At 63.4% G+C, this 26,553-nt stretch carries 22 protein-coding genes; 16 read left to right on the top strand and 6 right to left on the bottom strand.

The features are described from left to right. Positions 1-237: 237 nt before the first annotated feature. From QCE48_RS01660 to QCE48_RS01690, 7 genes are all read left to right on the top strand, one after another. Positions 238-1,440, top strand: a complete 1,203-nt coding sequence (locus QCE48_RS01660; protein WP_309786472.1) for an MFS transporter — start codon at positions 238-240, stop codon at positions 1,438-1,440. Positions 1,441-1,565: 125 nt separating this feature from the next. Beyond that, entirely contained in the window at positions 1,566-2,078 is a 513-nt protein-coding gene (locus QCE48_RS01665; RefSeq protein WP_309786471.1) for a single-stranded DNA-binding protein, read from the top strand. A 554-nt stretch (positions 2,079-2,632) separates the two neighbouring features. Then, positions 2,633-3,262, top strand: coding sequence for a response regulator transcription factor (locus QCE48_RS01670; RefSeq protein WP_309786470.1), 630 nt, complete (start codon positions 2,633-2,635; stop codon positions 3,260-3,262). 157 nt (positions 3,263-3,419) lie between these two features. After that, positions 3,420-4,091: a response regulator transcription factor gene (locus tag QCE48_RS01675; RefSeq protein ID WP_309786469.1), complete on the top strand. Its 672-nt coding sequence runs from the start codon at positions 3,420-3,422 to the stop codon at positions 4,089-4,091. Positions 4,092-4,211: 120 nt separating this feature from the next. Next, positions 4,212-4,856: a response regulator transcription factor gene (locus QCE48_RS01680; RefSeq protein ID WP_309786468.1), complete on the top strand. Its 645-nt coding sequence runs from the start codon at positions 4,212-4,214 to the stop codon at positions 4,854-4,856. A 69-nt stretch (positions 4,857-4,925) separates the two neighbouring features. Continuing rightward, a complete protein-coding gene (locus tag QCE48_RS01685; protein ID WP_309786467.1) occupies positions 4,926-5,771 on the top strand; it encodes an aquaporin in 846 nt (281 codons plus the stop codon). A gap of 96 nt (positions 5,772-5,867) precedes the next feature. Continuing rightward, the gene (locus QCE48_RS01690) at positions 5,868-10,205 is read left to right on the top strand and encodes an ATP-binding protein (RefSeq protein ID WP_309786466.1); all 4,338 of its coding nucleotides are present in this window, start codon (positions 5,868-5,870) and stop codon (positions 10,203-10,205) included. A 78-nt stretch (positions 10,206-10,283) separates the two neighbouring features. Here QCE48_RS01690 and QCE48_RS01695 read toward each other — a convergent pair whose 3' ends face one another. Further along, the gene (locus QCE48_RS01695) at positions 10,284-11,216 is read right to left on the bottom strand and encodes a LysR family transcriptional regulator (RefSeq protein WP_309786465.1); all 933 of its coding nucleotides are present in this window, start codon (positions 11,214-11,216) and stop codon (positions 10,284-10,286) included. A gap of 476 nt (positions 11,217-11,692) precedes the next feature. Between QCE48_RS01695 and QCE48_RS01700 the strand changes: the two genes are divergently transcribed. The 3 genes from QCE48_RS01700 to QCE48_RS01710 all read left to right on the top strand — a co-directional run bounded on the left by QCE48_RS01700 (position 11,693) and on the right by QCE48_RS01710 (position 14,442). After that, positions 11,693-12,808 (top strand): porin, encoded by a 1,116-nt coding sequence (locus QCE48_RS01700; RefSeq protein WP_309786464.1) that lies wholly within the window; start codon positions 11,693-11,695, stop codon positions 12,806-12,808. A gap of 188 nt (positions 12,809-12,996) precedes the next feature. Beyond that, positions 12,997-13,443, top strand: coding sequence for a CHRD domain-containing protein (locus QCE48_RS01705; RefSeq protein ID WP_309786463.1), 447 nt, complete (start codon positions 12,997-12,999; stop codon positions 13,441-13,443). Positions 13,444-13,491: 48 nt separating this feature from the next. Further along, positions 13,492-14,442 (top strand): alpha/beta hydrolase, encoded by a 951-nt coding sequence (locus QCE48_RS01710; protein ID WP_309786462.1) that lies wholly within the window; start codon positions 13,492-13,494, stop codon positions 14,440-14,442. Here QCE48_RS01710 and QCE48_RS01715 read toward each other — a convergent pair. Then, positions 14,412-15,260, bottom strand: a complete 849-nt coding sequence (locus tag QCE48_RS01715) for an EcsC family protein (protein WP_309786461.1) — start codon at positions 15,258-15,260, stop codon at positions 14,412-14,414. The genes QCE48_RS01710 and QCE48_RS01715 overlap by 31 nt on opposite strands. A gap of 106 nt (positions 15,261-15,366) precedes the next feature. On the opposite strand from QCE48_RS01715, the gene QCE48_RS01720 reads away from it, so the two are divergent. Next, positions 15,367-16,962 carry an MDR family MFS transporter gene (locus QCE48_RS01720; RefSeq protein ID WP_309786460.1) on the top strand — a complete coding sequence of 532 codons (1,596 nt, stop codon included), beginning with the start codon at positions 15,367-15,369 and terminating at the stop codon, positions 16,960-16,962. Positions 16,963-16,994: 32 nt separating this feature from the next. Beyond that, a complete protein-coding gene (locus QCE48_RS01725) occupies positions 16,995-17,450 on the top strand; it encodes a MarR family transcriptional regulator (RefSeq protein ID WP_309786459.1) in 456 nt (151 codons plus the stop codon). On the opposite strand, the gene QCE48_RS01730 is transcribed toward QCE48_RS01725, so the two are convergent. Then, on the bottom strand, positions 17,447-18,721 hold the full coding sequence (locus tag QCE48_RS01730; RefSeq protein ID WP_309786458.1) for an amino acid deaminase: 1,275 nt from the start codon (positions 18,719-18,721) through the stop codon (positions 17,447-17,449). The two genes, QCE48_RS01725 and QCE48_RS01730, sit on opposite strands and share 4 nt — an antisense overlap. Before the next feature lie 146 nt (positions 18,722-18,867). On the opposite strand from QCE48_RS01730, the gene QCE48_RS01735 reads away from it, so the two are divergent. The 4 genes from QCE48_RS01735 to QCE48_RS01750 all read left to right on the top strand — a co-directional run bounded on the left by QCE48_RS01735 (position 18,868) and on the right by QCE48_RS01750 (position 22,837). Next, complete coding sequence (locus QCE48_RS01735) at positions 18,868-19,755, top strand: MurR/RpiR family transcriptional regulator (protein WP_309786457.1); 888 nt, start codon at positions 18,868-18,870, stop codon at positions 19,753-19,755. Between the two features lies 1 nt (position 19,756). Then, on the top strand, positions 19,757-21,253 hold the full coding sequence (locus QCE48_RS01740; protein ID WP_309786456.1) for a D-aminoacylase: 1,497 nt from the start codon (positions 19,757-19,759) through the stop codon (positions 21,251-21,253). 18 nt (positions 21,254-21,271) lie between these two features. Next, positions 21,272-21,652 carry a Rid family hydrolase gene (locus QCE48_RS01745; RefSeq protein WP_309786455.1) on the top strand — a complete coding sequence of 127 codons (381 nt, stop codon included), beginning with the start codon at positions 21,272-21,274 and terminating at the stop codon, positions 21,650-21,652. Between the two features lie 219 nt (positions 21,653-21,871). Next, positions 21,872-22,837, top strand: a complete 966-nt coding sequence (locus tag QCE48_RS01750; protein WP_309786454.1) for a fimbrial protein — start codon at positions 21,872-21,874, stop codon at positions 22,835-22,837. Positions 22,838-22,856: 19 nt separating this feature from the next. On the opposite strand, the gene queF is transcribed toward QCE48_RS01750, so the two are convergent. Genes queF through ilvA form a run of 3 tightly spaced genes read right to left on the bottom strand, consistent with a single transcriptional unit; the run spans position 22,857 to position 26,108 of the window. Beyond that, the gene (queF, locus tag QCE48_RS01755) at positions 22,857-23,681 is read right to left on the bottom strand and encodes an NADPH-dependent 7-cyano-7-deazaguanine reductase QueF (protein WP_309786453.1); all 825 of its coding nucleotides are present in this window, start codon (positions 23,679-23,681) and stop codon (positions 22,857-22,859) included. Continuing rightward, the gene (locus QCE48_RS01760; RefSeq protein ID WP_309786452.1) at positions 23,678-24,580 is read right to left on the bottom strand and encodes a 5'-nucleotidase; all 903 of its coding nucleotides are present in this window, start codon (positions 24,578-24,580) and stop codon (positions 23,678-23,680) included. The genes queF and QCE48_RS01760 overlap by 4 nt, the downstream gene beginning before the upstream one ends. Positions 24,581-24,584: 4 nt before the next feature. Next, positions 24,585-26,108, bottom strand: coding sequence for a threonine ammonia-lyase, biosynthetic (gene ilvA / locus QCE48_RS01765; RefSeq protein WP_309788301.1), 1,524 nt, complete (start codon positions 26,106-26,108; stop codon positions 24,585-24,587). Positions 26,109-26,553: the final 445 nt, after the last annotated feature.

A 26,553-nucleotide genomic window follows, 5' to 3' on the forward strand; every position in this document is an offset into this window, starting at 1 on the left:
TACTATAACGACTTTTCAAGGGCGCCGTACCTGCGCCCGAGAGCGCCAGTCAAGCGCCGGAACGGCTGCTCGCGGGGATCCGGCGGGCTTCGAGCGAAGACCTTGCCGGCTGCGCGGTGCGCCAGTGCAGTGCGTCCCATATTGTGCCGTTTCGACCGAGGACAAGGCGGCCGCGCCCGGTTTCATCGAGCTTCTGCGTTTCGGGCCAACGCGTTTCCCTTACATTTCCCGCTTCTGATGTCCAATCCGTCTGCCACGTCTTCACGTCTGAGCGCGCCCGAACTTCGCGCGACCGTGTCGCTCGCCGCGATCTTCGCGCTGCGGATGCTCGGCCTCTTCATGATCATGCCGGTGTTTTCGATCTACGCGAAAACCATCCCCGGCGGTGACAACGTGTTTCTCGTCGGTCTCGCGCTCGGCGCCTACGGCGTCACGCAGTCGATGCTCTATATCTTCTACGGCTGGGTCTCGGACAAGTTCGGCCGCAAGCCGGTCATCGCGTTCGGGCTCGTCGTGTTCGCGATCGGCAGTTTCGTCGCGGCCGCCGGCCATTCGATGACGTGGATCATCGCCGGGCGCGTGATCCAGGGCATGGGCGCGGTGTCGTCGGCGGTGATCGCGTTCATCGCCGATCTCACGTCGGAGGAAAACCGCACCAAGGCGATGGCGATGGTCGGCGCGAGCATCGGCGTATCGTTCGCGGTGGCGATCGTGGGCGCGCCGATCGTCTTCCACTGGGTCGGCATGAGCGGACTGTTCACGGTGATCGGCGTGCTGTCGATTTTCGCGGTGGGCGTCGTGCTGTGGGTCGTACCCGATCCGCCGACGCATCCCGTCCACGTGAAGGCGCCGTTCGCCGAAGTGCTGCACAACGTCGAACTGCTGCGTCTCAACTTCGGCGTGCTCGTGCTGCACGCCACGCAGACGGCGCTTTTTCTCGTCGTGCCGCGCATTCTGGAAGCGGGCGGCCTGCCGGTCGCGTCGCACTGGAAGATTTACCTGCCGGTGATGGGGCTCGCGTTCGTGATGATGGTGCCCGCGATCATCGCCGCCGAGAAACGTGGAAAAATGAAGAGCGTCATGCTGAGCGCGATCGCGCTTATCCTGATCGGCCAGTTGTTATTGGGCGCCGCTCCTCATACGCTATGGTCGGTGGCCGCGATTCTGTTCGTGTACTTTCTCGGCTTCAACGTGCTGGAGGCGTCGCAGCCGTCGCTCGTGTCGAAGCTCGCGCCCGGCACGCGCAAGGGCGCGGCGGCGGGCGTCTACAACACCACTCAGTCGATCGGGCTCGCGCTCGGCGGCGTGATCGGGGGCTGGCTGCTGAAGGTGGACGGGCAAAGCGCGGTGTTCTACGCGTGTTCCGCGCTGGTGCTCGCGTGGCTCGTGGTGGCGGCGAACATGAAGGCGCCGCCGCGCAAGGTCCAGCGCACGGTTTAATCGCAATCACAGTCAATCGGATTCAAGCCGGTGCGGCGACGAAAAGCGGGACTTCGGAGTAGCGAAGTCTCTTGCGCATCGTGCGGCGCAGCCGGCGGCAAAGTATCGAATCAACAGGAGAAATCATGGCATCCGTCAACAAGGTCATTCTCGTCGGCAATCTGGGCGCCGACCCGGAAACCCGCTACCTGCCGAGCGGCGACGCCGTAGCCAACATTCGTCTCGCGACGACCGACCGCTACAAGGACAAGTCGTCCGGGGAAATGAAGGAACTCACGGAGTGGCATCGCGTGTCGTTCTTCGGGCGTCTCGCGGAAATCGTGAACGAGTACCTGAAGAAGGGTTCGTCGGTGTATATCGAGGGCCGCATCCGCACGCGCAAATGGACGGATCAGGCGGGGCAGGAACGCTATTCGACCGAAATCGTCGCTGATCAGATGCAGATGCTCGGCGGCCGCGGCGGTGCGGGCGGCGCCGACGACAGCGGATACAGCCGCAGCGCGCCCGCGGAACGCAGCGGCGGCGGCGGTCGCGCGCCCGCGGCCGGCCGTCCGGCAAGTGGCGGCGGCGGATCGAGCCGTCCGAGCGCGCCGGCTGGCGGCGGCTTCGACGAGATGGACGACGACATCCCGTTCTAAATCGCTACGCATTCTTGAAAAGCCCGTGACGTCATCGTCACGGGCTTTTTTTAACTCTCTTTTTGACAAATTCCTATGCGGTCTTAATCGTTGTATTCGAGCCGTGAAATAGCTTGGGTATCCTCTTTAAAACCACGCGCGCATTCGCATTCGCCTAAAAAATTGACGAGTCTGTGACAGTTGATGTCGATTTGATCGATTATCCGGCGGCATTTTTAAGCGCGCACATCGAATAGTCCTTTGCTTATAGGTTGGTCGGCGACGGCCTCCTATATTAGCGTCTCCCCGACGGACCTGACACGGATAGCCGTTCGGAAATAGGAGAAATCGTATGGAGAAGAAAATTACCGACGTCTACTCTGGCAGAACCAACGGCAGGGCGTTTCTTTGCAAATGCGTGCTCCTGAGTGGCCTGAAATGATTCCAATCAGCGCATTTCTTAGGCTACTGATGAAAACGCAATTGACTAAACACACTGTCCTTTGGATTGAAGCTCGGATTGGTGAAAAACAAAATAAGAAACTGAGAGGGCAGCTTTGAAGTTACGTGTTGTCTTGGCGGATGATCATCCGTTCGTGCTACTCGGAATTCGTGCGACGTTCAACACCGACGAGAGCCTGACCATCGTGGGTGAGGCCGTGAATGCCACGGCATTGATTTCGTTGCTCAGCACCACGCCTTGCGATGTGCTCGTGACCGATTTCGCCATGCCGGAGCAAGGTTCGCAGCCAGAGGATGGCCTGCGTCTGATTCGCCGCGTGTGCCGGGATTGGCCCGCCATCCGTATCGTCGTGCTCACGAGCATGAGCAACGTCGCGATCCTGCGTTCCATCCTGAACGCCGGTGCGCTCAGCCTGCTCAACAAGGTCGAGTCGATGGACGAACTGGCCGCCGCTGTCCGCTTTGCTGGCGTCGGGCGGCGGTATCTGAGTACGTCCATCGTTGCGGCTCTGGCGGTCGCGGGTGCGGAAACAGATGCGCTCGCGGAAGGGCCGCGACTGTCGCCGCGAGAACTGGAGGTCGTCCGGATGTTCGCGAGCGGAATGTCGATCACCGAGATCGCCCGGGAACTGGATCGCGATGTTCGCACGATCAGCCGCCAGAAACGCGACGCGATGAGCAAGCTCGGCGTGCGCAACGACCCCGGCTTGTTTGCGTTCGCGCGTGCCCACGGCTTGACCTGAAGTTATGAAAATTCTTAGCAATTTTGGGACGTTTCTTCCGTTCGAGGATGCGTCGACGTCTGATGCTTACGCGCGTTTTATCCCGCGGCGTCCAAGCTTCATTGTGTTCTGGGCGACGAAGGTAATCCAGAAAACACCCGGAATGAGGAGCGGGTAAATGCATGCGTTCAATAAGAGAATTCGACTCGCGGTAGCGGACGACCATCCGCTCGTCATCCTCGCCATCGAGAAGTTGATTGCCAACATTCCGAACATCGAGATCGTGTGTCGGGCAAAGGACGCAACCGAGCTGGTAGAAGCGCTTGCGACTGTCGAGTGCGACGTCGTGATCATGGATTTCTTCATGCCCGGCGGTAAGTACGGCGACGGACTCGCCCTCATCAGGCACCTCACGAGCCGTCATCCTCAGGCGGCGAAAGTCGTTCTATCGATGATGACCGACGCCGATCTGATCGGGCAGGCGCTCGAAGCGGGCGCGAATGCGGTCGTGAGCAAGCAGGACCGGCTCGAACTGATTTACGTTGCCATCGTCACCGTACTGGCGCAGGAAGACTACCTCGGGCCGTCCGTGCGCGCGCTGCTCGCCGACGCGAACGTGGCGAATCGAGTGGATCTGATCCGCAAGAAGTTGACCCGCCGGGAACTCGACGTGATCGCGCGCTACGCAAAGGGTGGAAACGTGACGGAAATCGCGAAGGAACTCGGGCGCAGCGTGAAGACGATCAGCGCGCAGAAATGCGCGGCCATGCGCAAGCTCGATCTGTCGACGGACGCGGAGCTCTATCGGTTCGCCTTCGACAGCGGACTCGTGCAACTGCGCCGGACGTAGGTTCGCACGAACCCGCGTGCCGCGCGGGCAATCATGGATTCATGCGGCGAGCTGGACGGAGACAAGAGGCGGTCCAGATAGAAAGCTCGCCGTTTCGATGCACCGACAACGACAAAAACAATGGATAAGAAAATCCGAGTCATTGTTGCCGACGATCATCCGGTGGTCCTGGATGGAATTTGTGCGTATCTGCGACAAGACCGGCGGGTCGAGGTCGTGGCGACCGCCAGGGACGCGGCAGGGCTCGCCACGCTTGTTTCGGACGTCCCGTGCGACTTTGTGTTTTCGGACATCGGCATGCGGGGCGTGAACGGCGAGAGCAACTCCATCGCGTTCCTCAAGCGGTTGGTCCGGCAGGTGCCACGTCCTCATATCGTCGCGGTCACCATGATCGCGCATGCGCAGATGCTGGCAGGGTTGCTCAATCTGGGCGTGGAAGGCGTCGTCGACAAGCGCGACACACTGCCTTCGTTGAGCGAGGCGATCACGGCGATCAGTGGCGGGCGGCGATTCGCGTCGGCGCACGCAACCGAGTTGCTGGCCGCCGAACCGGCGTGGGCGCCCGCTCGTGCCGGCACCTTGAGCGCGCGCGAATGGGAAGTCTTTCGGCTATACGCGAGCGGCATGCGAATGGCCGAGATCGCGCGTCAGTTCGGACGGAGCAACAAGACGATCGCCACGCAACGACGCAGCGCCATGCGCAAGCTGGGTCTTGAAAACGAGTTCGAGCTGATCGCCTATTTGCAACAGATCGGACTCGCCTGAATGGTGCATTCGGATGTCCCATATCAACGATAAGACCATATTCGGATCAATCTGATGTTGCGGATTCGGATGTCTGGTCAAACTCTTGGTTTCACTAACTTGATGCCCGCGCGGACGCGTTCGCTTCCGCTGCTGGATCGCTTGTGGCCGATGACCCCGACGAAGAACCTGATTGGAATACTGGCAGCAGAATGTGCGGGAACCTTCTGGCTCGTTTTCATGGGATGCGGCTCCGGCGTGCTTGCCTCCGGTTATTTCGCCTCTTATCCGGGGCTCTTGGGACAACCCTTCATGTTCGGGTTTGCTTTCATCACGGCTTCCTATGTACTCGGCCCTGTCTCGGGCGCCCATTTCAATCCCGCTGTGACGGTCGGGTTCGCGGCGGCCAATCGCTTTCCGATCAGCTCCCTCGTGCCCTATATTCTCGCGCAGGTCGTCGGCGCGGTCGCGGGCGCCGGTTTGCTCTATCTCTTGATGCGCGCAAGACCGGGCTTTGAGTTCTATCAGTCGGGTCTTGGTGCGAACGGGTTCGACAGTCACTCGCCGGGAAGCTTCACGCTGCAGGCCGCATTTATCGTCGAAGCGGCCATGACCTTCGTGTTCGTGACGATGAATCTGGTGCTCGCCGGAAGACGCGCCTCTAGCACATGCAGTCCGTTTGCCATCGGGCTGGCGCTGATCATGATCTACGCCTTTACGGCGCCCGTCACCGGCGCATCGATCAATCCGGCGCGCTCGACGGGACCCGCGCTCATCACAGGCGGCTGGGCGCTCGACGAGCTGTGGCTGTTCTGGGCGGCGCCGCTGACGGGCGGCGTGCTCGCCGGCCTGTGCTACCCGGTCTTCCATCGCGAACTGGCGAGCGTCGATGCACGTGGCCCCGCGCATGAGGTCAACGACGTGCCACAGCACTAGCGCGCTTCGAGGTTGATCAGCGCCATGTCGACACTCCGGTCTTTTCTCTTCGCTTCAGGCACGGCGCGCTGTTGGGCGCGACTCGTGCTCGTCGCGATGTTGTTCCCCGCAACGCTGTTCGCGCATGTCGATCCGGCACAGGCGATCAGCGCCAGCCGGTCCCTCAAGGACTACACGGTCCTCAACGTCGGCGTGCTGTCGGCGGGTGCCGATTCGTCCGTCACGATGCGTGATGGTCAGCCCGCCGGCACGAGCATCGACGTGCTGCGCGAACTTACCGGCCCTAACATCCGTTTCGACGCACGCAGCTACGCGACGATGGCCGACCTGATTCAGGCAGCGTGTGCGGGCGAGATCGACGTGATCGCCAACGTCTCGCGTGCGGCCGACCACGATGAATGCCTGACCTTCACCGTCCCGTATTCCTACAGCCAGTCCGTGATGATCGGACGCACCGTCGACCTCGCCAGGATGACGCAAGGCGGCACGCGTCAGCCCGTCGTCGCCGTGGAAGAGGGCTATGCACTCGAGCAGTTGATTCGCGAACGCATGCCCAATGCGAAGATCCGGAGCTTTCGCGATGAACGCCAGGCATTGCAGGCAGTCGTCCGGAACGGCGCCGATCTGTATTTCGGAATCGCGCCGGGCGCGGCCCGCCTCCTCGATTCACCGGAATTCGCGTCCCTCGGGCTCGTGCAGACTGAAAGCGGCGAGCTCAATGAGTCGCGCTTTGCCGTTCCATCCAAACACGTCTCGCTGCGCAACGACCTCAACGACCGCCTTCTCGCGCTGGATGCCGACCGGCTGCATTCCATTCACCCGGTTTTATCGGAACGACAAGATCGCGGCAGGCGTTCGGGCATGCCTCTGGTTCTGAGCGCCGCGGAGCGGCACTATCTGTCCTCGTTGCCTTCGGTCAGCGTCGGATTCGATGCCGACTGGGCGCCCTTCAGCTACGTCGATTCGAACGGACATGCGAGCGGAATCGGCGCGGCCTACCTCGCATACCTTTCCAAGACGCTCGGCGTGACGTTCGATCGACGCGCCTACGCGGATTCGGCGGCTGTCACACGCGCGCTCGCGCGTGGCGACGTCGACATGATCTTCACCGCCGAGCGCGTTCGGGACTCGGCGTCCGGTAACGTCCTGACCGATCCGCGCGACCAGTATCCGCTCGTCATCGTGGGACGGCACGGTCAGGCCGCGGTGAAAAGCCTCGACGATCTCCCGTTGCCGCGTATTGCGGTGAGCAAACGCCTCGCGGCAGACGGCGAACTGCGAGGTCTTGCTCCGCACGCCGAGTTCGTTGTCGTGCCCAAACTGAACGACGCGCTCGAGCGCGTGGCGAAAGGCGAGGCCGATGCCGCAGTCGGGGACGTGGCGTCCATCGATGTGGCGCTGTCGTCGCAATACGGCGAGACGCTCAAGATTCTGGGTCCGACGGGCACGTTCGAGCATATCGGCTTCGCTTTGCGACCGCAGTCGTCGCAACTGGCGAACCTCATCGACCGCGCTCTGGACGCCATGCCGGAGGCCGAAAGGCAGAAAATCAACGTCGCCCGGCAGGCCGCGCTCGGCGACCCGCAAAGCGGATGGAGCGTCAACGCGCTGCGACTCCTGCCTGCGCTCATCGCGGTCGCGGTCGTGCTCTTCGTCACGCTGCGAGCCTTCGTCCTCCTGCAGCGCGAAATGGCCCGGCGCGTCGAAATGGAGGAGCGCCTCGCCACGCAACTGAGCTTCCAGCGCACGATGATGGAAGTCGTGCCGTATCCGCTCGTCGCGAAGGATTTGCAGAATCGCTATATCGCCGTCAATCGCGCTTTCGAGGAAGCGCTCGGCGTGCGACGCGAAGAGATCATCGGCCGCACGTCGGTCGAGTGCATGCCGTGGGGCGCGAACCAAAGCAAGCAGATGCACGAACTCGCGGCCCTGAGCATCGCGACCGATAAGCGCCAGCAAGTCGAACTGGAATTTCGCGGTCGCCACGGTGAGGCGCGTCACGGGCTCTTTTGGACCAGCACGTTCACGTCCGCGGATGGCGCGATGGCGGGTATCGTCGGCACGATGGTCGATATCACCGACATTCGCGACGCGGAAATGCGCGCGCGAGAAAACGAACGGCGTCTGCACGATGTCACGCGCTCGCTGCCGGCCGTCGTTTTCCAGTTGCGCCGCACGCCTGACGGCACCTACAACTTCCCCTACATCGGCGGCGATACGCGGCCGCTGTTCGGCGTCGATCTGTCCAGGGCCGACGAGAACCAGTTAGGCTGTCTGTCGCAGATTCATCACGAAGACATGGGCACGCTGCGCGAAGTCATCGAGCGCTCCGCTTTGACGCTCGAACCGGTGCACGCGGAATTCCGCTCGAACGGCGATCACGGCGAGCGTTGGGTGCGCGCGGTTCTCGCAGCACGCCGTGAAGACGACGGCGCCGTCGTCTGGAGCGGATACTGGGTCGATGCAAGCGTCGAGCGTGCGCGAGCCGACGAACTCGCGCGTGCCCGCGATACGGCCGAAGCGGCGTCGCGGGCGAAGGACGACTTCCTCGCGATGATGAGCCACGAAATCCGCACGCCGATGAATGGCGTGCTGGGGCTTGTCGAGGTGATCGAGAACACGCCGCTCAATCCCGACCAGGCGCAGATGCTCGGCATGATCCAGGATTCCGCGAGCGCGCTTTTGCAGATCCTGGATGACCTGCTCGACTATTCGAAGATCGAAGCGGGGCGACTCAGCATCGAGTCGACGCCGATCGACCTGCGCGAACTGGTCGACAACGCCGTGGGACTGCTCGCAGGCCGCGCCCACGAAAAGGGATTGCGCGTGCGTTGCGACGTCGCGCCGGACGTCGCGGCGAGTGTCCGGGGCGACAGCGTGCGCTTGCGTCAGGTGCTGTTCAATCTCATGAGCAACGCCATCAAGTTCACGATGAAAGGCGAAGTCGCGCTGTCCGTGCGGATGGCCGAGGATCACGGTGACGAGCAATTGCTCGAACTGTGCGTGGAAGACAGCGGCATCGGCATCGCGCCCGATGCGCAGGCGGGTCTGTTCGAGCCGTTCGTGCAGGCCGAGAACTCGACGACGCGGCGTTTCGGCGGCACGGGTCTCGGGCTGACGATTTGCCACAAGCTCGTGGAACTAATGGGCGGCACGCTCCATCTCGAAAGCGAAGTCGGCGTCGGTACGCGCATGACCGTGCGGCTCGCGATGCCGGTGGGAACGGCGCACTATCAGATTGAAGGCTTGCGCGGCAAGCGGGCGCTCATCGCGATCGACGACGCGCGGGTGGCGCGAGCGCTCGTCGACTACGGGCAGGCGCTCGGACTCGTGATGCGCATCGTGTCCCGAAACGACGCCGCGCTCCAGCGCCCGGCGACGTTCGACGGCGTCGAACTCGTGTTCCTGAGCGATGCGCACCGGGAATCGCTGCCCGTGAAGTCTCGCGTCATCCACGTGACGGAAAAACCGAAGCCGACCGGCTACCGCATCCTCGATGACGACATCCGCGTGAGCGTGAACCCTATCTCGTGGCGCGGATTGGGTGCGGCGTGCGTGGCCGCGCTGACCGGCTTGCCGCAGATCGTTTCGCACGCGACCGGTGGCGTCGAAGCGCCCATGGAAGCGCCCGACCGCGAGAAGGCGCTGAAGGGTGGCAGGCTCGTGCTCGTCGCCGAGGATCATCCGGTGAACCAGGAGTTGATCCGGCATCAGTTGTCGCTCCTCGGATTCGCATGTGATGTCGTGCACGATGGCGTGGAGGCGCTGACCGCGCTGAAGAATACGCGCTATGGCTTTCTTATCACCGACTGCCATATGCCGAACATGACGGGCTACGAACTGGCGCGGCGAGTCCGGGCATCGGAACTCGGCATGGAGAAGCGGCTGCCGATTCTCGGCATCACCGCGAGCACGGCGCCCGAGGAACTCACGATGTGCCGTGAGGCCGGCATGGACGACTGTCTCGTCAAGCCGACCCGGCTCGCGACGTTGCGCGATCACCTGAACCGGTGGCGTGCTCCGGAAGGCTCGGAGGCCGTCGTCCAGCCGATCGAGACGCGCGTGCCAGCGGCGAGCCTCGTGTACGCGTCGGGCGAGGATCTCGATCTCACGTATATGACCCAGCTGTGGGGAAGCGAATCGACGGTGAAGGCGCTGCTTCATTCGTTCGTCTCGTCGTTTCGGGACGACCTCGCGGCGCTCGGGCCGCTGCTCGACGATGGCTCGATCGGGCGTCTGCGTGACTGGCACCATCGTGTGCTTGGAGCCGCGAGCGTTCTCCAGTATCGGCCGCTGCTCGACGCGCTGGAAATCTTCAGGCGCGACTTGTGCGACAAGCCGCCGGCGCGTCGTCGCGAGGACGGCATCGCGCTGATCGCTCGCTGCGAGGTTCTTCTCGAGCGCCTCGAGGCGCGTTGCAGTGCTTTGGTGTAGAAGCGTGAATGGGAATGGCTCACGGATGAACGCGGCCAAACGGCCGCGTTTTCATATTCGTTTGCGCGGAGCCGAGGATCAGCAGACAACCGGCGGCTGCATCTGCGCTGCCGCGTCGCTGCGAAAGTAGGCGAGCGCGAAGTCGACGAACGATCGCGTCTTCGCCGAGACATGCCGCCGTCCCGGATAAACCAGCGAGACTTCCTTGTCCGCGTCCTTCACCGAGAACCCGGGCAAGAGACGCACGAGCGCGCCGCTTTCGATGTCGCTCGCGACATGGCTCTCCGGCAACACGGCGACCCCCATTCCCACGATGGCCGCCTGACGCAGCATCTGTGAATTGTTGACCGTGTAGGCCGGATCGAGCGAGACCTCTTCGTCATCGCCCGAGGGCGAGGTGAATGTCCACATCGCGCCGTGAATGTCGGGCGATGGCGCGAGAAACGTGTGCGTCGCGAGACAGGAAGGGCGCGTTGGCGTGCCGTGCCGCTCGAGATAGGCCGGTGCGGCGACGACCGCCGGCGTCACCTTGAAGAGCGGGCGGTTGATGAGCGTGCCGCTATTGATGAGCCGCGGCACGACGATGCCGACGTCGAACCCCTCGTCGACCAGATCCACCGGACGATGCAGCAAGGTGAGACGCAGTTTCACGTTTGGATAGCGCTCGCGATAGGCGCCGAGCAGGGGCGTCAGACCCAGCAGCGAAAACGAAGCCGAAGCGACCAGCCGGAGCGTGCCTGAAGGATCGGTCGAACTGCTCGAAATGGCGGCTTCGATCTCCTCGAGCTGGTCGATCACCGCTTTGCAGGAGAGCGCGTAGGTGCGTCCCGCTTCGGTCAGCGAGACACTGCGCGTGGTGCGGTTCAGAAGGCGCGTGTTGAGATGCGCTTCGAGCAACGCGACGTAGCGCGTGATGACCGCGTTGGACAATTCGAAGCTCGCGGCGGCGCGCCCGAACGAGCCCGACTCGGCGACTTTCAGGAAGACGCGGATGGCTTGCAAATGATTCATGGTCGTGCCTGCTAGGACGTGCGATGGAGCGCCATCGGAGGGGTGCCGCGTTGGAGTTTGGAAGGGCGTCGGCAGGCGCAGTACCGATGCGCGCGCGATGGTAGGTTGACGCTGCGTTCGTGTGAATACGAATAATCCGAAGTCGGCGGTGTGTCGCAGACAAACCACTGTGGCATGCGCGCAACTGGAATGAATAATTCGGAATACAGAGGTTATTTAAAGATAGACGCAAGTCTATGGGAAGTCAGGGTTTCCCCGTATCAAAATTGCATTATTCGACTTATTCGAAAGCATTTTTGTGCGTCCTTTGGTGGTGGCTGGAATTGCCTGCGCCATAAACTTTGGTCTGCCGAATAACGGTGTCCGGGAAGAACCGGAGGCGCGGTGCTCAGTGGTTTGCCAGGCGAATCGCCGTGCGAAGCAACGCCGCGTTGAGCAACCAAATCGAGTCGCGAGACTCATTCAAAGGATCACACATGAAAAAGACTCTGATTGTGGCGGCCGTATCCGCTTCGTTCGCCACTGCCGCGAGTGCGCAGAGCAGCGTGACGCTGTATGGCCTCATCGACGCAGGTTTTGCTTACACGAACAACGTCGTAAACCCGGGCGCAGGCCCGGATCAACAGGTGTCGAAGTTCGGCATGACGAGCGGCAACCTGCAAGGCAGCCGTTGGGGCCTGCGCGGTCAGGAAGATCTCGGCGGTGGCCTGAAAGCCGTCTTCACGTTGGAAAACGGCTTTAACATCACGAATGGCACGGCTTCCCAAGGTGGCCGTCAGTTTGGCCGTCAGGCGTACGTCGGCCTCTCGAGCGCAGTTGGAGGTACCGTGACGCTCGGTCGCCAGTACGACTCCGTCGTCGACTATCTGGGCCCGATCACGTCGAACGGCAGCTGGGGCGGCACGTACTTCTCGCATCCGTTCGATAACGACAACACGAACAACTCGTTCCGTGTGAACAACGCGATCAAGTACCAGAGCGTGAACTACGGCGGCTTCACGTTCGGCGGCCTGTACGGCTTCTCGAATGACGCAGGCAGCTTTGCGAACAACCGCGCATACAGCGCCGGCATGCAGTACGCGAACGGCCCGTTCAAGATCGCGGCAGCTTACCTGCAGACGCAAGGTGCAGGTGGCGCGGCAACCGATGGCGGCGCGATCGCTGATCCGGTGCTCGCGTCGGACAGCCGCCGCACGCGTACGTACGGCGTGGGCGCGAACTACTCGGTCGGCGCGCTGGTGTTCGGCGGCGTGTGGACGCAGACTCGCCTCGACGAGTCGGTGTTGTTCGGCAACGGTAGCTTCAACAACTTTGAGTTGAATGCCCGCTACCACGTCACGCCGGCACTTGCACTGGGCGGCGCGTACACGTACACCCGCGCAAGGTTCGACGGCGTGAACGACAACCATCGGTACGCTTACCATCAGTTCGGTTTGCAAGCCGACTACCTGCTGTCGAAGCGTACTGACATCTACGCAGAAGGCGTCGTGGAGACCACGCGCTCGGGCGTTCAGGCTCAAATCTTCGGCACGGATGCTTCGTCGAGCAACCACCAGGTCGTGGTGTCGGCTGGTATCCGTCACCGCTTCTAAAGCGGTTTGAGCTGTAAGCAGTAACAGAAACACAGAAGGGCGCCGCAAGGCGCCCTTCTGCATTGCGGCCGTCGACAAGGCGCAATGCTACTGCAATCGGCCGATGCAGCCCCGGAATGCTCTACCATGCAGACGAAGGCCGCGCGCTTCACCCTTCAGGCGGCCGATTCGCCGTCAGGAGAAGAAGCATGAAACGAGCATTCAGACCGTATTTCGGCTTGGCGATCGCGCTGGTGTTTTCACTGTCGACATCCACGGCTGTGTTTGCCGACACGGTCGCGCTGAAAGCTAATCTGCAACCGTCGGCCGAAGTGCCGCCGCGCGTGAGCAAGGGACACGGCATCGTCGACGCAAAGTTCGATACCGCCACCAAGACGCTGACGTGGACCGCCAGCTACGACGAACTCTCCGGCCCGGTCACGATGGCGCATTTTCACGGCCCCGCGCCTGTTGGGCAGAACGCCAAGCCTCAGGTGACGGTCGACAAGAGTGCGCTCGCGAGTCCCATGAAAGGGCAGGCCACGCTCACCGACCAGCAAATCACGGATCTGATGGCCGGTCAGTGGTACTTCAACGTCCACACTGCCGAGAATCCATCGGGCGAAATTCGCGGGCAGGTCGTTCCGGCAAACTGAAGCCGCATCGATGCCGACGCACGAGCAACACGACGCGGAGCGTTCCAAATGAGCTGGCAAAGCGCGCTGGCGTGCTGGATCGTGCGTCGCCGATTGCGGCCAGAGACCGCGAAACCGGTGATCGACGTTGCGCGCGCGCGGGCGTACGCGGCGCGGCGCGTCTGGGCGCCGAAAGTCCCGGCCGACTGGCGCCTGACGGAACACTACGCCGCCCGCGACCTCCCACTGCGCGGCGAGTGGCTGACGCCGGAAACCGTCGCCGAGCAGCAAGCCACCATCCTGTATCTGCACGGTGGCGGTTATTACTTCTGTTCGCCGCGCAGCCATCGGTCGGTGGTGTTCCCGCTTGCCATGCTGGCACGCGCGCGCGCTTTTTCTCTCGACTATCGGCTCGCGCCGGAACACCGCTTCCCATGCGCGCTCGACGACGCCGTCGCCGCCTACCGCCGTCTGCTCGCCGACGGCATTCCGGCCCGGTCGATCGCGATTGCCGCCGATTCGGCCGGCGGCGGTCTCGCGCTCGCGATGCTCCACGCGTTGCGCGACGCGTCCGATCCGCTGCCCGCCTGCGCCGTGCTGTTTTCGCCCTGGACGGACCTCGCCTCGACGGGCGCATCCATCGTGACCAACGATGGCCGCGATCCGATGTTCCACGGCGCGGCCCTCGCACGCGCGGCGAAGCTGTATCTGGGCGATGCCGATCCGGCAAATCCCGGTGCGTCGCCGCTATACGGCCGTTTCGACGATCTTCCGCCGCTCCTGATCCAGGCCGGCGAAACCGAAGTGCTGCTCGACGATTCCGTGCGCGTCGCGGAGAAAGCGCGCGCGGCCGGCGCGATCGTCGATCTCGACATCTGGAAGAACGTGCCGCACTGCTTTCAGCTTTGCGCGCCCTTCATGCCCGAGGCGAACAGGGCGCTTGCCCGCGCGGCGGCGTTCATCCGCGAAAGCACGAGCGGCAAGGCGCCTCAACGGCTGCCTGAAACGTCGATCGTCTGATACGCGCGCTCGACGGCCAGTTGGCCGTACTGCCGCTCCAGCCGGCGCACGGCGAAGTGGCCGTGCGCCATCTGCTGGAAGTGGTCGATGAAGACGGTGTTCACCATCGCGCCGAGCACCGCGCCGATCGCCGGAATCGACTTGGCCGCGACCTGTTCGCTGACCTGAACCGAAAAGCGCGACGCGATCGTATGCAGGAACTTGATGAGCGCCGTCGATCCGTGGCTGCTCAAGCCCTTCGCGGCGATCTCGTTCGTCGCGCGCGAAACCGACTGCGCCAGCGCGCCGCGCACGATGAAATAACCGATGTCGGCGTTGTCGTCGCTTTTGGCGGGGCCGCCCATGCCGAGCACCATCATGCATTGCAGTTGCGTGTCGATGCGATGGATGTCCTCGCCTTCGCTGCGCGCGATGTCGCAGATCGAGCGGAACATCAGCGTCGTCGTGACCGGCAGCTCGACCGGCAGCGCGAAAAGTCCGAACGCGCCACCCGCGGCGCCGGTCGTTGCGACGGCCAGCTTGTGCATCAGGTTGTGCGGCTTGTCGGGCGGCGGCGCCATCAGCGAATCGTGCGGCCCGGTCTTGCCGAGTGTGCGCAGCGCGAGTTGCAGACATTTTCGAAGCGCGACCTGCGTGGCTTCGTCGATTTTCTCCTGCGCGACGCCCGGCATTTTCGCCATCAGTTTTTCGATCGGCGCGCCGACGACGCTCGCGAGTTTCATCGTCAGCGACGGACTTTCGAGCGCCTCTTTTGCGCGCCGGAGGGATTTGAGATCGTCGGAGGAAAGGGGCGTGGTGGCGATCGGCGTGGGTTCCATTTTTGGCTTCTTGAAATAGTGAAAAGAGTGAATCCGGAACGGTTAGAGCGCTTTCACATGCTAAGATTCGCTTTCCGTTGACTAGTCAATCATTGCGGTATCAAAAATGGCCGTTCATACAGCCGCGCAACATTCCAGTTCCCAGGTTCTCCCGTTTCGCGAATCGCTGATGGCGATGCTCGGCATCTCGTTCGTGACGATGCTCGTCGCGCTCGACCAGACCGTCGTCGGCACCGCGCTTCCCACCATCGTCGCCGAACTCAAGGGCTTCGACCTGTACGCGTGGGTCGCCACGTCCTATCTGCTCACGTCCGTCATCACGGTACCGATTTTCGGCCGGCTTGGCGATTATTACGGGCGCAAACCGTTCGTGATCGCGTCGATCGTCGTGTTCACCGTGGCGTCGGTGCTGTGCGGGCTCGCGAACAGCATGATGTTCCTCGTGCTCGCGCGCGGCCTGCAGGGAATCGGCGGCGGGATGCTGGTCGGCACCGCGTTCGCGTGCATCGCGGATCTTTTCCCCGACAACGTCGTGCGTCTGCGCTGGCAGGTCCTGATGAGTTCGGCGTTCGGCATCGCGAACGCGGTCGGGCCGTCGCTCGGCGGTTTCCTGACCGAATACTACGGCTGGCGCTCGGTGTTCTACGTGAATCTGCCGGTCGGCGCGGTGTCCCTCTTTTTTGTCTGGCGATATCTGCCGCATCTGCGACACGTCGCGCACGAAGGGAAGATGCGGCTCGACTGGCCGGGCGCCGCGCTGATCGCCGTCGCGCTCGGCTCGCTGCAAATGTTCGTCGAAACCGTGCCGAAGCACGGCCTGACGCTCGAGACGGCCGCGCTGATCGCGGTGAGCGTCGCGAGCGCGATCGCGCTGTGGATGTGGGAAAAGCGCTGCACCTACGCGATTCTTCCGATCGACATGTTTCGCAACAAGAGCCTCGCCGCGCTCTTCACGCTCGGGATTCTCGGCGGCTTCACGATGTTTTCGCTGCTGTTCTACGCGCCGCTCCTGTTTCAGGGCGGCTTCGGAATGTCGCCGAAAGACGCCGGGCTGATGATTACGCCGCTCGTCGTGTTCATCACGATCGGCAGTATTGCGAACGGGCGCATCGTGACGCGTGTGAAGAATCCGAACGCGATGCTCTACGTCGGCTTCGGGCTTCTGGTGATCGCGTGTCTCGGCACGGTGATCGCGACGCGCGCGATGCCGCGTCCGATCCTGATGACGTTCATGCTGATCGGCGGTCTCGGCCTCGGCTTCGTGATGCCGAACCTGACCGTCTTCGCGCAGCAGACGGCGGGCCGCCAGCATCTCGGCATCGCCACGGCGCTTTTGCAATCGCTGCGGATGATCGGCGGGATGATCGGCACGGCGCTGACCGGGACGCTCGTCACGCATCTCTACGCGAGCGGCGTGCAGCTCGCGCTGGAAAAGGATCACGCGACGCACTGGCTCGCCGAACTCGCCGATCCGCAGATCCTCATCAATCGCGACGCTCAGGACACGCTCCTCGCGCAGCTCAGTGCCGCCGGACACAACGGCGCGCTGCTGCTCGAAGCGGCGCGCGAGGCGCTCGTCGCCGCGATTCACATCGGGCTTGCGCTCGCGGCGGTCGTCGCGGTGATTTCGCTGTGGCAGTCGCGCCGCGTGCCGCCGGTGCGCCTGAAGGGGCCCGTCGAACCGACGGTCGCCGCCGAATGAACTTGCTGGAAAGCACAGCCGGAAGACAGAGCATGGAAGAACAGGACCGTATCGCCGTCGTTCAGCAGTTCGGGCGCACTTACCGCGCGTTCATGTCGGCGTTCGAATCGCAGGTCGGCCAGCCGATGCCGCGCTGGCGCATCCTGCGCGCGCTGCACGAGCACGCGGGCGTGCTGTCGCAGAAAAAGCTGGTGGAGCAGTTGCGCGTCGATCCGGGCGCGCTCACGCGTCAGTTGAAGGCGCTCGAGGCGCTCGGCTGGATCACGCGCAGCGTCGACGCGCGCGACAACCGCATTTCCAACGTCGTGCTGACCGACGACGGCCGCGCCGCGGTCGATGCAAGCCTGCCGCGCAGGAACGCGTTCCTGCACGACACCATGGCGTCGCTGCCCGACGACGCCATCGCCGCGCTGTCGGATGCGCTGCGCATGCTGGAGCAGCGCATCCAGACGGTGACGGCGTCGAACGCCGCCAGCGACGACGTCTAGAAAAACGTCTCGATCACTTCCGTCACACGGAACTTCGGATCGACGACGAGCACCTGGCGCCACTTGTCGAAGGTCAGGCACGGGTGCGAGATGTCGAACGCGATCATGTCGCCGACCTTCACGTCGTCGCCCGGCTTGATGCGCAGGTACGCGTGCTGATCCATCAGGCCGAAGATTTCCCAGCCGTCGTCGGGGCCGACGTCGCGCGGCGCGTCGTTGCCCGGCCGATAATGCCGCGCTGGCTCCGGCATGCCGGCATCGAATGCGGAATCGCGCTTGCCGAGCCCGATGATCGCGCGATCCGGCTCCGGAATCGACTGCACGTAAGCCCACAGTTGCAGCGCCGGCTTCAATCCCTGCCCCATTTTCTTCGCGATCGGATTGCGCGCGAAAATCTCGTTCTGCGCTTTCTTGTAGATGCCGACGTCGTGCGTGAGATAGCAGCCGGGGCGCAGCACGACTTCGATCACGTCGCTGTTCGCCTTCGCGAATTCATCGGCGACGACGTCGTACCACGCCGATCCCGCGCCCGACAAAATGGCCGGCTTGCGCGTGATCTTGCCCTCGGAGACGAGCGAACGCGTGATCGTCACCGCGTCCTGAAGGAATTCGCGCACCTTCGACTCGTCCTGCAGCACGCCTTCGTACAGTTCCACGCCCGCGAGACGGATCGTATCCGGCCAGCGCGCGATGGCGGCCAGCACGGCGTCGCGCTGGGTTTTATCGCGCACGCCGGTGCGTCCGCCCGGCACGCCGAGTTCGATCAGCACGTTCAACGGCTTCTTCACGCTGCTGAAAAATTCGCCCAGTTGATCGACGCCGTCCGCTGAATCGACCAGACAGAAGAACTCGAAATTCGGATCGGTCAGCAGCTCGGCGATCATGCCCATGTTGCGGCGTCCGACGAGCTGGTTCGCGAGCAGCACGCGATGCACGCCGCCGCGATACGCCGCGCGCACCTGATGCGCGGTCGCGAGCGTGATGCCCCACGCGCCCGTTTCGAGCTGGCGGCGGAACAGTTGCGGCGCCATCGTCGTCTTGCCGTGCGGCGCGAGCTTCACGCCGTATTCCGCGACGAACGCCTGCATCCACTTCAGGTTGTGCTCGATGCGGTCCGCGTACAGCACGGCGGCCGGCAGGCTCACGTCTTCTTCCAGCAGATTCCAGTCGAGACGTCCCGCATCGCCGAGATTGATGCCCGTGCCCGGCACCATGCCGAGACCCTTGCCGAACGGGTCGATCGTCGCGTTCTGATAGTTTGTAACTTTCATGTGCTGCTACTCCATCGTCCGTTTAAATAGAGTTCTGTCGATGCTTAACTGGCGCCAAGGTTGACGTCAACATGGTACCGAAAGTACGATGCGTGATAAATTGTTATTTAGTACCAAGACCGTTCTTTTTCTGATTTTTTGCCTGGATGAATGCTTCCTCCGAAACGCTTGGCTTCGATATCGTCGCCCGGATCGCCGAGCGCGCGCCCGAACTGCGTTCGGCCGAGCGCAAGGTGGCGGCGCTGATCCTCGACGATCTCACCGGCGCGTCGCGCGCGAGCATTGGCGCGCTCGCGGAAAAGGCCGAGGTCAGCATCGCGACGGTGACGCGCTTCGCGAAGGCGGTCGGCTGCGACGACGTGCGCGAACTGAAACTGCGGCTCGCGCAGGCGGCGGCGGTCGGCCAGCGTTTCCTGAAGCGCGAGCCCGACGACTTGCCCGATTCGCTCGCGACGCGCATCTTCGAGGAAGTGCAGACCACGCTCGCACACAACCAGGGCGCGCTGCGCGCCGCGCCGATCGAAGCCGCCGCCGACGCGCTCGGCGAAGCCGCGATGATCTACGTGTTCGGCATGGGCGGCGGCTCGACCGCGCTGTCCGACGAGATGCGCTTTCGGCTCGTGCGGCTCGGCCGGCCGGTCGCGTCGTATCAGGATGGTTTGCTGCAGCGCATGGTGGCCGCGACGTTGTCGAAGGAGCACGTCGTCGTGGCGTTGTCGGTGACGGGACAGACGCCGGAGATGGTCGAAAGCTGCCGGCTCGCGCGCGAATACGGCGCGCGCGTGATCGCGCTGACCGCGCCGGCTTCGCCGCTCGCGCAACTCGCCGACTGGCTGATCCCGATCATCGCGATCGAAACGGATTTCATCTACAAGCCGTCGTCGTCGCGTTACGCGATGATGATGGCGCTCGACCTGCTCGTCACCGAACTGGCCGTCAAGCAGGCGAGCCACAGCCGCGAACTGCTGCGCCGCATGAAGCACGCGCTCGATGCGCATCGCGGCGGCGGCGAGCGCCAACCTCTGGGAGACTGATATGGAATCGCAGTTGGAGACGGCCAAGGCCGACACGCTGATCGTCGGCGCGCGCGTGATCGACGGTACGGGCGCGCCGGCGTCGGAACGCGACGTCGCATTGCGCGATGGCCGAATCGTCGCGATCGCGGCGCCGGGCGCGCTCGCGGGCTGGCGCGCGGATCGAGTCGTGGAAGCGGCGGGGCGCGTGCTCGCGCCCGGTTTCATCGACGTCCACACGCACGACGACACCCACGTGATCCGCTCGCCGCAGATGCTGCCGAAGCTCACGCAGGGCGTGACGACGGTGATCGTGGGCAATTGCGGGATCAGCGTGTCGCCGGTGACGCTGAACGGCGATCCGCCCGACCCGATGAACCTGCTCGGCGACGCCGGCGCGTTCCTCTATCCGACTTTCGCGTCCTATGTGGACGCGGTCAACGAGGCGCGGCCGGCGGTGAACGTCGGCGCGTTGATCGGCCATACGGCGCTGCGCAACAATCACATGGACCGGCTCGACCGGGCGGCCACATCGGCGGAAATCGAGGCGATGCAGGCGCAGCTCGAAGAAGCGCTCGATAACGGCGCACTCGGATTGAGCAGCGGGCTCGCGTACGGTTCGGCGTTCAGCGCGCCGCCGGAAGAGGTGAAGGCGCTCGCCGAACCGCTCGGCCGCGCGGGCGCGCTCTACACCACGCACATGCGCACCGAATTCGACGCGATTCTCGACGCGATGACCGAGGCGTATCAGGTCGGCCGCCACGCGCGCGTGCCGGTCGTGATTTCGCATCTGAAGTGCGCGGGGCCGTCGAACTGGGGACGCAGCGTCGAGGTGCTGAAGTCGCTCGACACGACCCGCGACGGTCAGCCGGTCGGCTGCGACTGCTATCCGTACAACCGCAGTTCGTCGACGCTCGACCTGAAGCAGGTGACAGGCGACATCGACATCACGATCACCTGGTCGGAACCGCATCCCGAGATGGCGGGCAAGCTCATCCGGGAGGTCGCCGCCGAGTGGGGCGTGAGTCAGCAGGAAGCGGGCAAGCGGCTGCAACCGGCGGGCGCGGTGTATCACAACATGTCGGAGGACGACGTGCGGCGCATTCTCTCGCATCCCGCGACGATGGTCGGCTCCGACGGCCTGCCGAACGATCCGCTGCCGCATCCGCGTCTGTGGGGCGCGTTTCCGCGCGTGCTCGGGCACTACGCGCGCGATACGGCGCTGATTTCGCTGGAGGAAGCGGTGCGCAAGATGACGAGCCTGTCGGCGCGGCGGTTCGGGCTCGTGGAGCGCGGCGAGCTGAAGGTGGGCTTTCACGCCGATCTGGTGATGTTCGACGCCGAAAAGGTCCGCGATGCCGCGACTTTCGCGGACCCGCAGCAGCCGGCGGACGGCATCGATGCGGTGTGGGTGAACGGGGTATTGTCGTACAGCGAGCGGGCGGTGACCGGCGAGCGTGCGGGGCAATTCGTGGCGCGTGGTTCAGCTTCGAAGCTGGATGCACACGGCGCTTTTTAAGTTTTCAAGGAGTCGAAGATGAAGCGATATGGCGTGGAAGGCGGTAAGGGACAGGGCGGCGCGCATATGCCGTTCGCGCGGGCTGTCGAGGCGAACGGCTGGTTGTTCGTCTCCGGACAGACGCCGATGGAAAATGGCGAGGTGATCAACGGCGGGATCGTCGATCAGTCGCACAAGTGCATTCAGAACGTGTTCGCGATCCTGAAGGAAGCGGGATACGGCGCGGAGCACGTGGTGCGCTGTGGCGTGTGGCTCGACGATCCGCGGGACTTCGCTTCGTTCAACAAGGTGTTCAAGGAATACTTCGGCGAGAATCCGCCGGCGCGCGCTTGCGTCGTGTCGTCGATGGTGATTGATTGCAAGGTCGAGGTGGATTGCGTCGCGTATAAGGCGCCGTAAGAGGAACGCGGGCGCGATGGTTTTTCGGCGCCCAACGAGAGAGGTCAAAATTTGACCAATCTCAAAATACGACTTCTCCTACATTGCCTTCTTGCAATATCTGGCACATTACGGACCTGGCGCGGTAGATCCCGGCGATCTGCCGCAAATTCTTGTGTGCGTCCGGATGTCCTCATGCGCTTTTGCAATCTCCGTCGTCTCATCCATCTCGTGTGCGCAATGCTGATCGTGTTCGGCGCGAAGGGCGCCATGGCGCGATATAACGACTGCTCCGGCCCTCTGCCCGCGACGCTCAACTTGCCAAGCGTCTCGGTCCCGAGCAGTCTCGCAATCGGGCAAACCGTTCCCGGTGCGATCTCGCGACTCAACATACCCCTCACGTGCGCAGGAACCAACGTGCCGGCGGCGAGCGTCTGGACACTGGCTACCAACTCCACGCCGACCCTGGTGGCAGGCTTCACGGACGTGTACACCGTCCCTGCGATGCAAGCTGGCATCGGCTTTCGCATTCGAGGCAGCGACGGTACTCCGGTCATTGCCACAAGCAATAATTTCACCGTCGGGAGTGCGGCAAACGGAGCCAACACGATCCAGTTTTCGATCGAGCTGGTGCGAACGGCGAGTACGATCGTTGCGGGAAGCGTGAGTTTCACCGCTGGTTTGAGCGTGTCCAATTGGGAATGGGCGAATGGCGGCACGGGTGCGCTGAGTCAGGTCAACTTCGCCTACACGATGCAAACGGCGACCGTGGGCTCCTGCAGCGTGACGCAGACCGCCGTCGCGGTGACGTTGCCGGCGGTCAGCGCGCGTTCTCTGGCAACCGTGGGAGCGGTTTCAGGCTCCGCGCCGTTCGGACTGGGCCTGAACTGCGAAAGCGGCGCGAAGCCTCAGATCAGCATGACCGATGCGACGACATCCACGAATCAGTCCACCGATCTCACACTTGCACCGGGTTCTTCCGCCGTGGGCGTCGGCGTTCAGGTTGTCTACGGAAACGCGCCGGTCGTGTTTGCCCCGACGCCCTCGTATTCGACAGGCGGCACGTCCACTTCGAACATGGTCAAGCTCGGCGCACGCTCGGGCGTGGTCAGCGTTCCTTTTTACGCGCGCTACGTCAGAAACGGTCCGACTCTGACAACAGGCACAGTGAAGGCGTTAGCGGTATTCACGATGGCATATCAGTGAGTCGTCGGACGTTTCGGTGCTATTGCCGCGCGAGCCGCGCATTGTCCGGCATCGACAAATTGAAATTGGTGCGGAACGGGTTGATGTCGAGCCCGCCGCGCCGCGTGTAGCGCGCATAAACGGCAAGCCGTTCCGGCCGGCATTCGCGCATGATGTCCATGAAAATGCGCTCGACGCATTGCTCATGAAACCCGGTATGTTCGCGAAACGACACGATATACCGCAGCAATCCCGCGTGATCGATCTGCCCGCCGTAATAACGGATCTGCACGCTGCCCCAGTCCGGCTGCCCCGTCACCGGGCAATTCGATTTCAGCAAGTTCGAAAACAGCGTCTCGTCGACGGGCGCTTCATCGTGGACCGCCGTCAATAACGAAGGGTCCGGCGAATACACATCGGTATCGAGATCGAGCCGGTCGAGCGACAAGCCGTCGAATTCCTCCATCGCGAGCTTGCCGAAATCGCCCGGCGCGGCGAGCTGCACCGACACCGTCGCGCCGCAAATCGCCGACACGTCGCGCTTGATCGCCGCCTTCACGTCGTCGATGGAATCGAACGCGGTCTGCGCGAACGATCCCAGATACAGCTTGAACGACTTCGACTCGACGATATTCGGCGAATCGGCCGGCACGAAGAACGTGGCGACGGCGATCTGCGGCTTGCCGCGCCGGTTCAGCCACGACAGTTCGTAGGCGTTCCAGATGTCGGTGCCGAAGAACGGCAGCCGCGCGCCGACGCCGATGGCATCGCGCGCGCTCTTGCGTTCGATCGGGAACAGCAGCATCGGATCGTACTGTTCGGTGTAGACGACGGCCTTGCCGAGCGGAGATTGGTCGGGTGTCATGATGCGTTCGATATGCCACTCAAAACGTGCCCGGTCGCGGTGACGACGCGGGCCGATTCGCAATGGCGCATTTGATCGTCGAAGAAAAAGTCGGGTTCGAACTCGCGCAGGAACGCGCCCTTGTCGAGTCCGCCGAGGAACATCGCTTCGTCGATTTCAATGTTCCAGGCCATCAGGGTCCGGATCGCGCGCTCGTGCGCGGGAGCGGAACGCGCGGTGACGAGCGCGGTGCGGATGCGCATCGGCGCGGCGTCGTCGGCGATTTTTTGCAGCTTGTGAAGCGCCGCCAGAAGCGGCTTCAGCGGTCCGCTGGCGAGCGGCGAATCCTTCTTCGTCGTCTCGTGGCCGACGAACGCGCGCAAACCGTCGGACTGGAACACGCGCTCTGCTTCGTCGGAGAAGAGCACGGCGTCGCCGTCGAATGCGATGCGGATTTCGTCAGGATACTGGCTCGCGGCGCGCGCCGTCTCGGGAAGCACGCGCGCGGCGGGAAAGCCGGCGTCGAGCGCGGCGCGCACGTCGTCCGGATTCGCCGACAAAAACAGCGACGCGCCGAGCGGCCTCAAATAGCCGAACGGCGCGCGTCCGCGCGTGAACACGCCGCGCTCGATCGCGAGTCCGTGTTCCTTGCAGGAACTGAACGCGCGCAGGCCGCTGATCGGATCGCTGCGCGACAGAATCACCACTTCGACATGCTGCGCGCCGACGTTCATCGCGAGCAGCTTGCGAATCAGCGCCAACGCGACGCCCGGTTTCGCCGGCACGTTCAGCCGCGAGCGCTGCAACGCTTCGTATTCGGCGAGATCGCCGGCTTCGTAGACTTCGTTCTCTTCCTCGAAGTCGAAAAGCGCACGCGACGAAATCGCGACGACGAGCTTGTCTTCGAGCGTGAACGCCATCGCGTTACGCCAGGAAGAGCTTGTAAACCGGATTCGCGCCTTCGTCCCACCACGGATAGCCGAGCGTCGCGAGAAAGCGCTCGAATTCGGCGTTTTCCGCCGACGGCACCTGAATGCCGACCAGAATCGAGCTGTAATCCGCGCCCTGATTGCGGTAGTGAAAGAGGCTGATGTTCCAGTTCGGCGCCATCGACGACAGGAACTTCATCAGCGCGCCCGGCCGCTCGGGAAATTCGAAGCGCAACAGGCGTTCATCGCGGGCGAGCGGCGAATGGCCGCCGACCATGTAGCGGATATGTTGCTTGGACAACTCGTCGTGCGAGAGATCGACGGTCGCAAAACCGTGCTCGACGAACGCGCTCATCATCTGCGCGGATTCGCTGCGCGTCTTGATCTGCACGCCGACGAAGATATGCGCGGCGTTCGCATCGGCGATGCGGTAGTTGAATTCGGTCACGCTGCGCGTGCCGACGAGTTCGCAGAAGCGCCGGAAGCTGCCGCGCTCCTCGGGAATCGTCACGGCGAAGACCGCCTCGCGCGCTTCGCCGACTTCGGCGCGTTCCGCGACGAAGCGCATCCGGTCGAAATTCATGTTCGCGCCCGACGTCACGGCGACGAGCGTTTTCCCTTCGATGCCCTCGCGTTCCACATACAGCTTCGCGCCCGCGACCGCGAGCGATCCGGCCGGCTCCAGCACGCTGCGGGTGTCCTGGAAGACGTCCTTGATCGCGGCGCAGAGCGCGTCGGTATCGACGGTAATGACTTCGTCGAGCAGTTCGCGGCAGAGCCGGAACGTTTCCTCGCCGACGAGTTTCACCGCCGTGCCGTCCGAAAACAGGCCGACTTCAGGCAGCGTGACGCGCTCGCCGGCCTTGATCGATTGCGCCATCGCGCAGGAATCGTCGGTCTGCACGCCGATCACCTTGATCTCCGGCCGCACCGCTTTCACGTAAGCCGCGACGCCCGCCGCCAGCCCGCCGCCGCCGATCGGCACGAAGATCGCGTGGATCGGCCCCTGATGCTGGCGCAGGATTTCCATCGCGACGGTGCCTTGTCCGGCGATCACGTCGGGATCGTCGAACGGATGGACGAAGGTCAGGCCGCGTTCTTCCTGAAGTTTCAGCGCGTGCGCGTAGGCGTCGCTAAACGATTCGCCCGCCAGCACCACTTCGACCGTCGGGCCGCCGTGCGCGCGCACCGCGTCGATCTTGACTTGCGGCGTGGTCGTCGGAATCGCGATCACCGCGCGGCAGCCGAGCCGCGCCGCCGAAAACGCGACGCCCTGCGCGTGATTCCCCGCCGACGCCGTGATCACGCCGCGCGCGAGCACATCGGCGGGAAGCTGGGCCATCTTGTTGTACGCGCCGCGAATCTTGAACGAGAACACCGGCTGGTTGTCCTCGCGCTTGAGGAAAACCGGGTTCGAAAGCCGCACCGACAGATTGCGCGCGGGTTCGAGTTCGCTTTCGCGCGCGACGTCGTAGACGCGGGCGGTCAAGACTTTCTTCAGGTAGTCGGGGTGTGCCATGCCGGGTGAGTCGCGCATTGCGACTGCGCGCCATTTTTGAGAGCGAAAACATCAATGATAGCGCCAACCTCTTGCGGATCGGCCGGGAACGGCTTTCACCGACCGGTCGGTCGCGGATAGCCCGGGCGCAAAACGTTGGAAATCCGGCGAAAACGCGCTGGCAAATGCCCCTTCGGCGCGCTAGCCACGGCGAACGGCGTTTTTCGCGATGGGTTAGAATTCTCTTTTCGAATCAGGATCGGAAGATGCAACGGCAGCCTCGGATCGAATCGTTCACGCAGGCCCCGCGCGAGTGTCATCCTGCGGCCGAGCGGCATGCGCGTCACGCGCGATCGTGGCGCTGATTCCGGGCACCCCGAAGGCGATTGTCAGCCGCTTATCAATCGAATGACCGGCCGCCTTCCCAAAACCAAGTCTTCCTCGAAAATTTGCGCCCCCACGCGCA

Origin of the sequence: Caballeronia sp. LZ024, assembly GCF_031451455.1 — a bacterium.
Taxonomy (GTDB): domain Bacteria; phylum Pseudomonadota; class Gammaproteobacteria; order Burkholderiales; family Burkholderiaceae; genus Caballeronia; species Caballeronia telluris.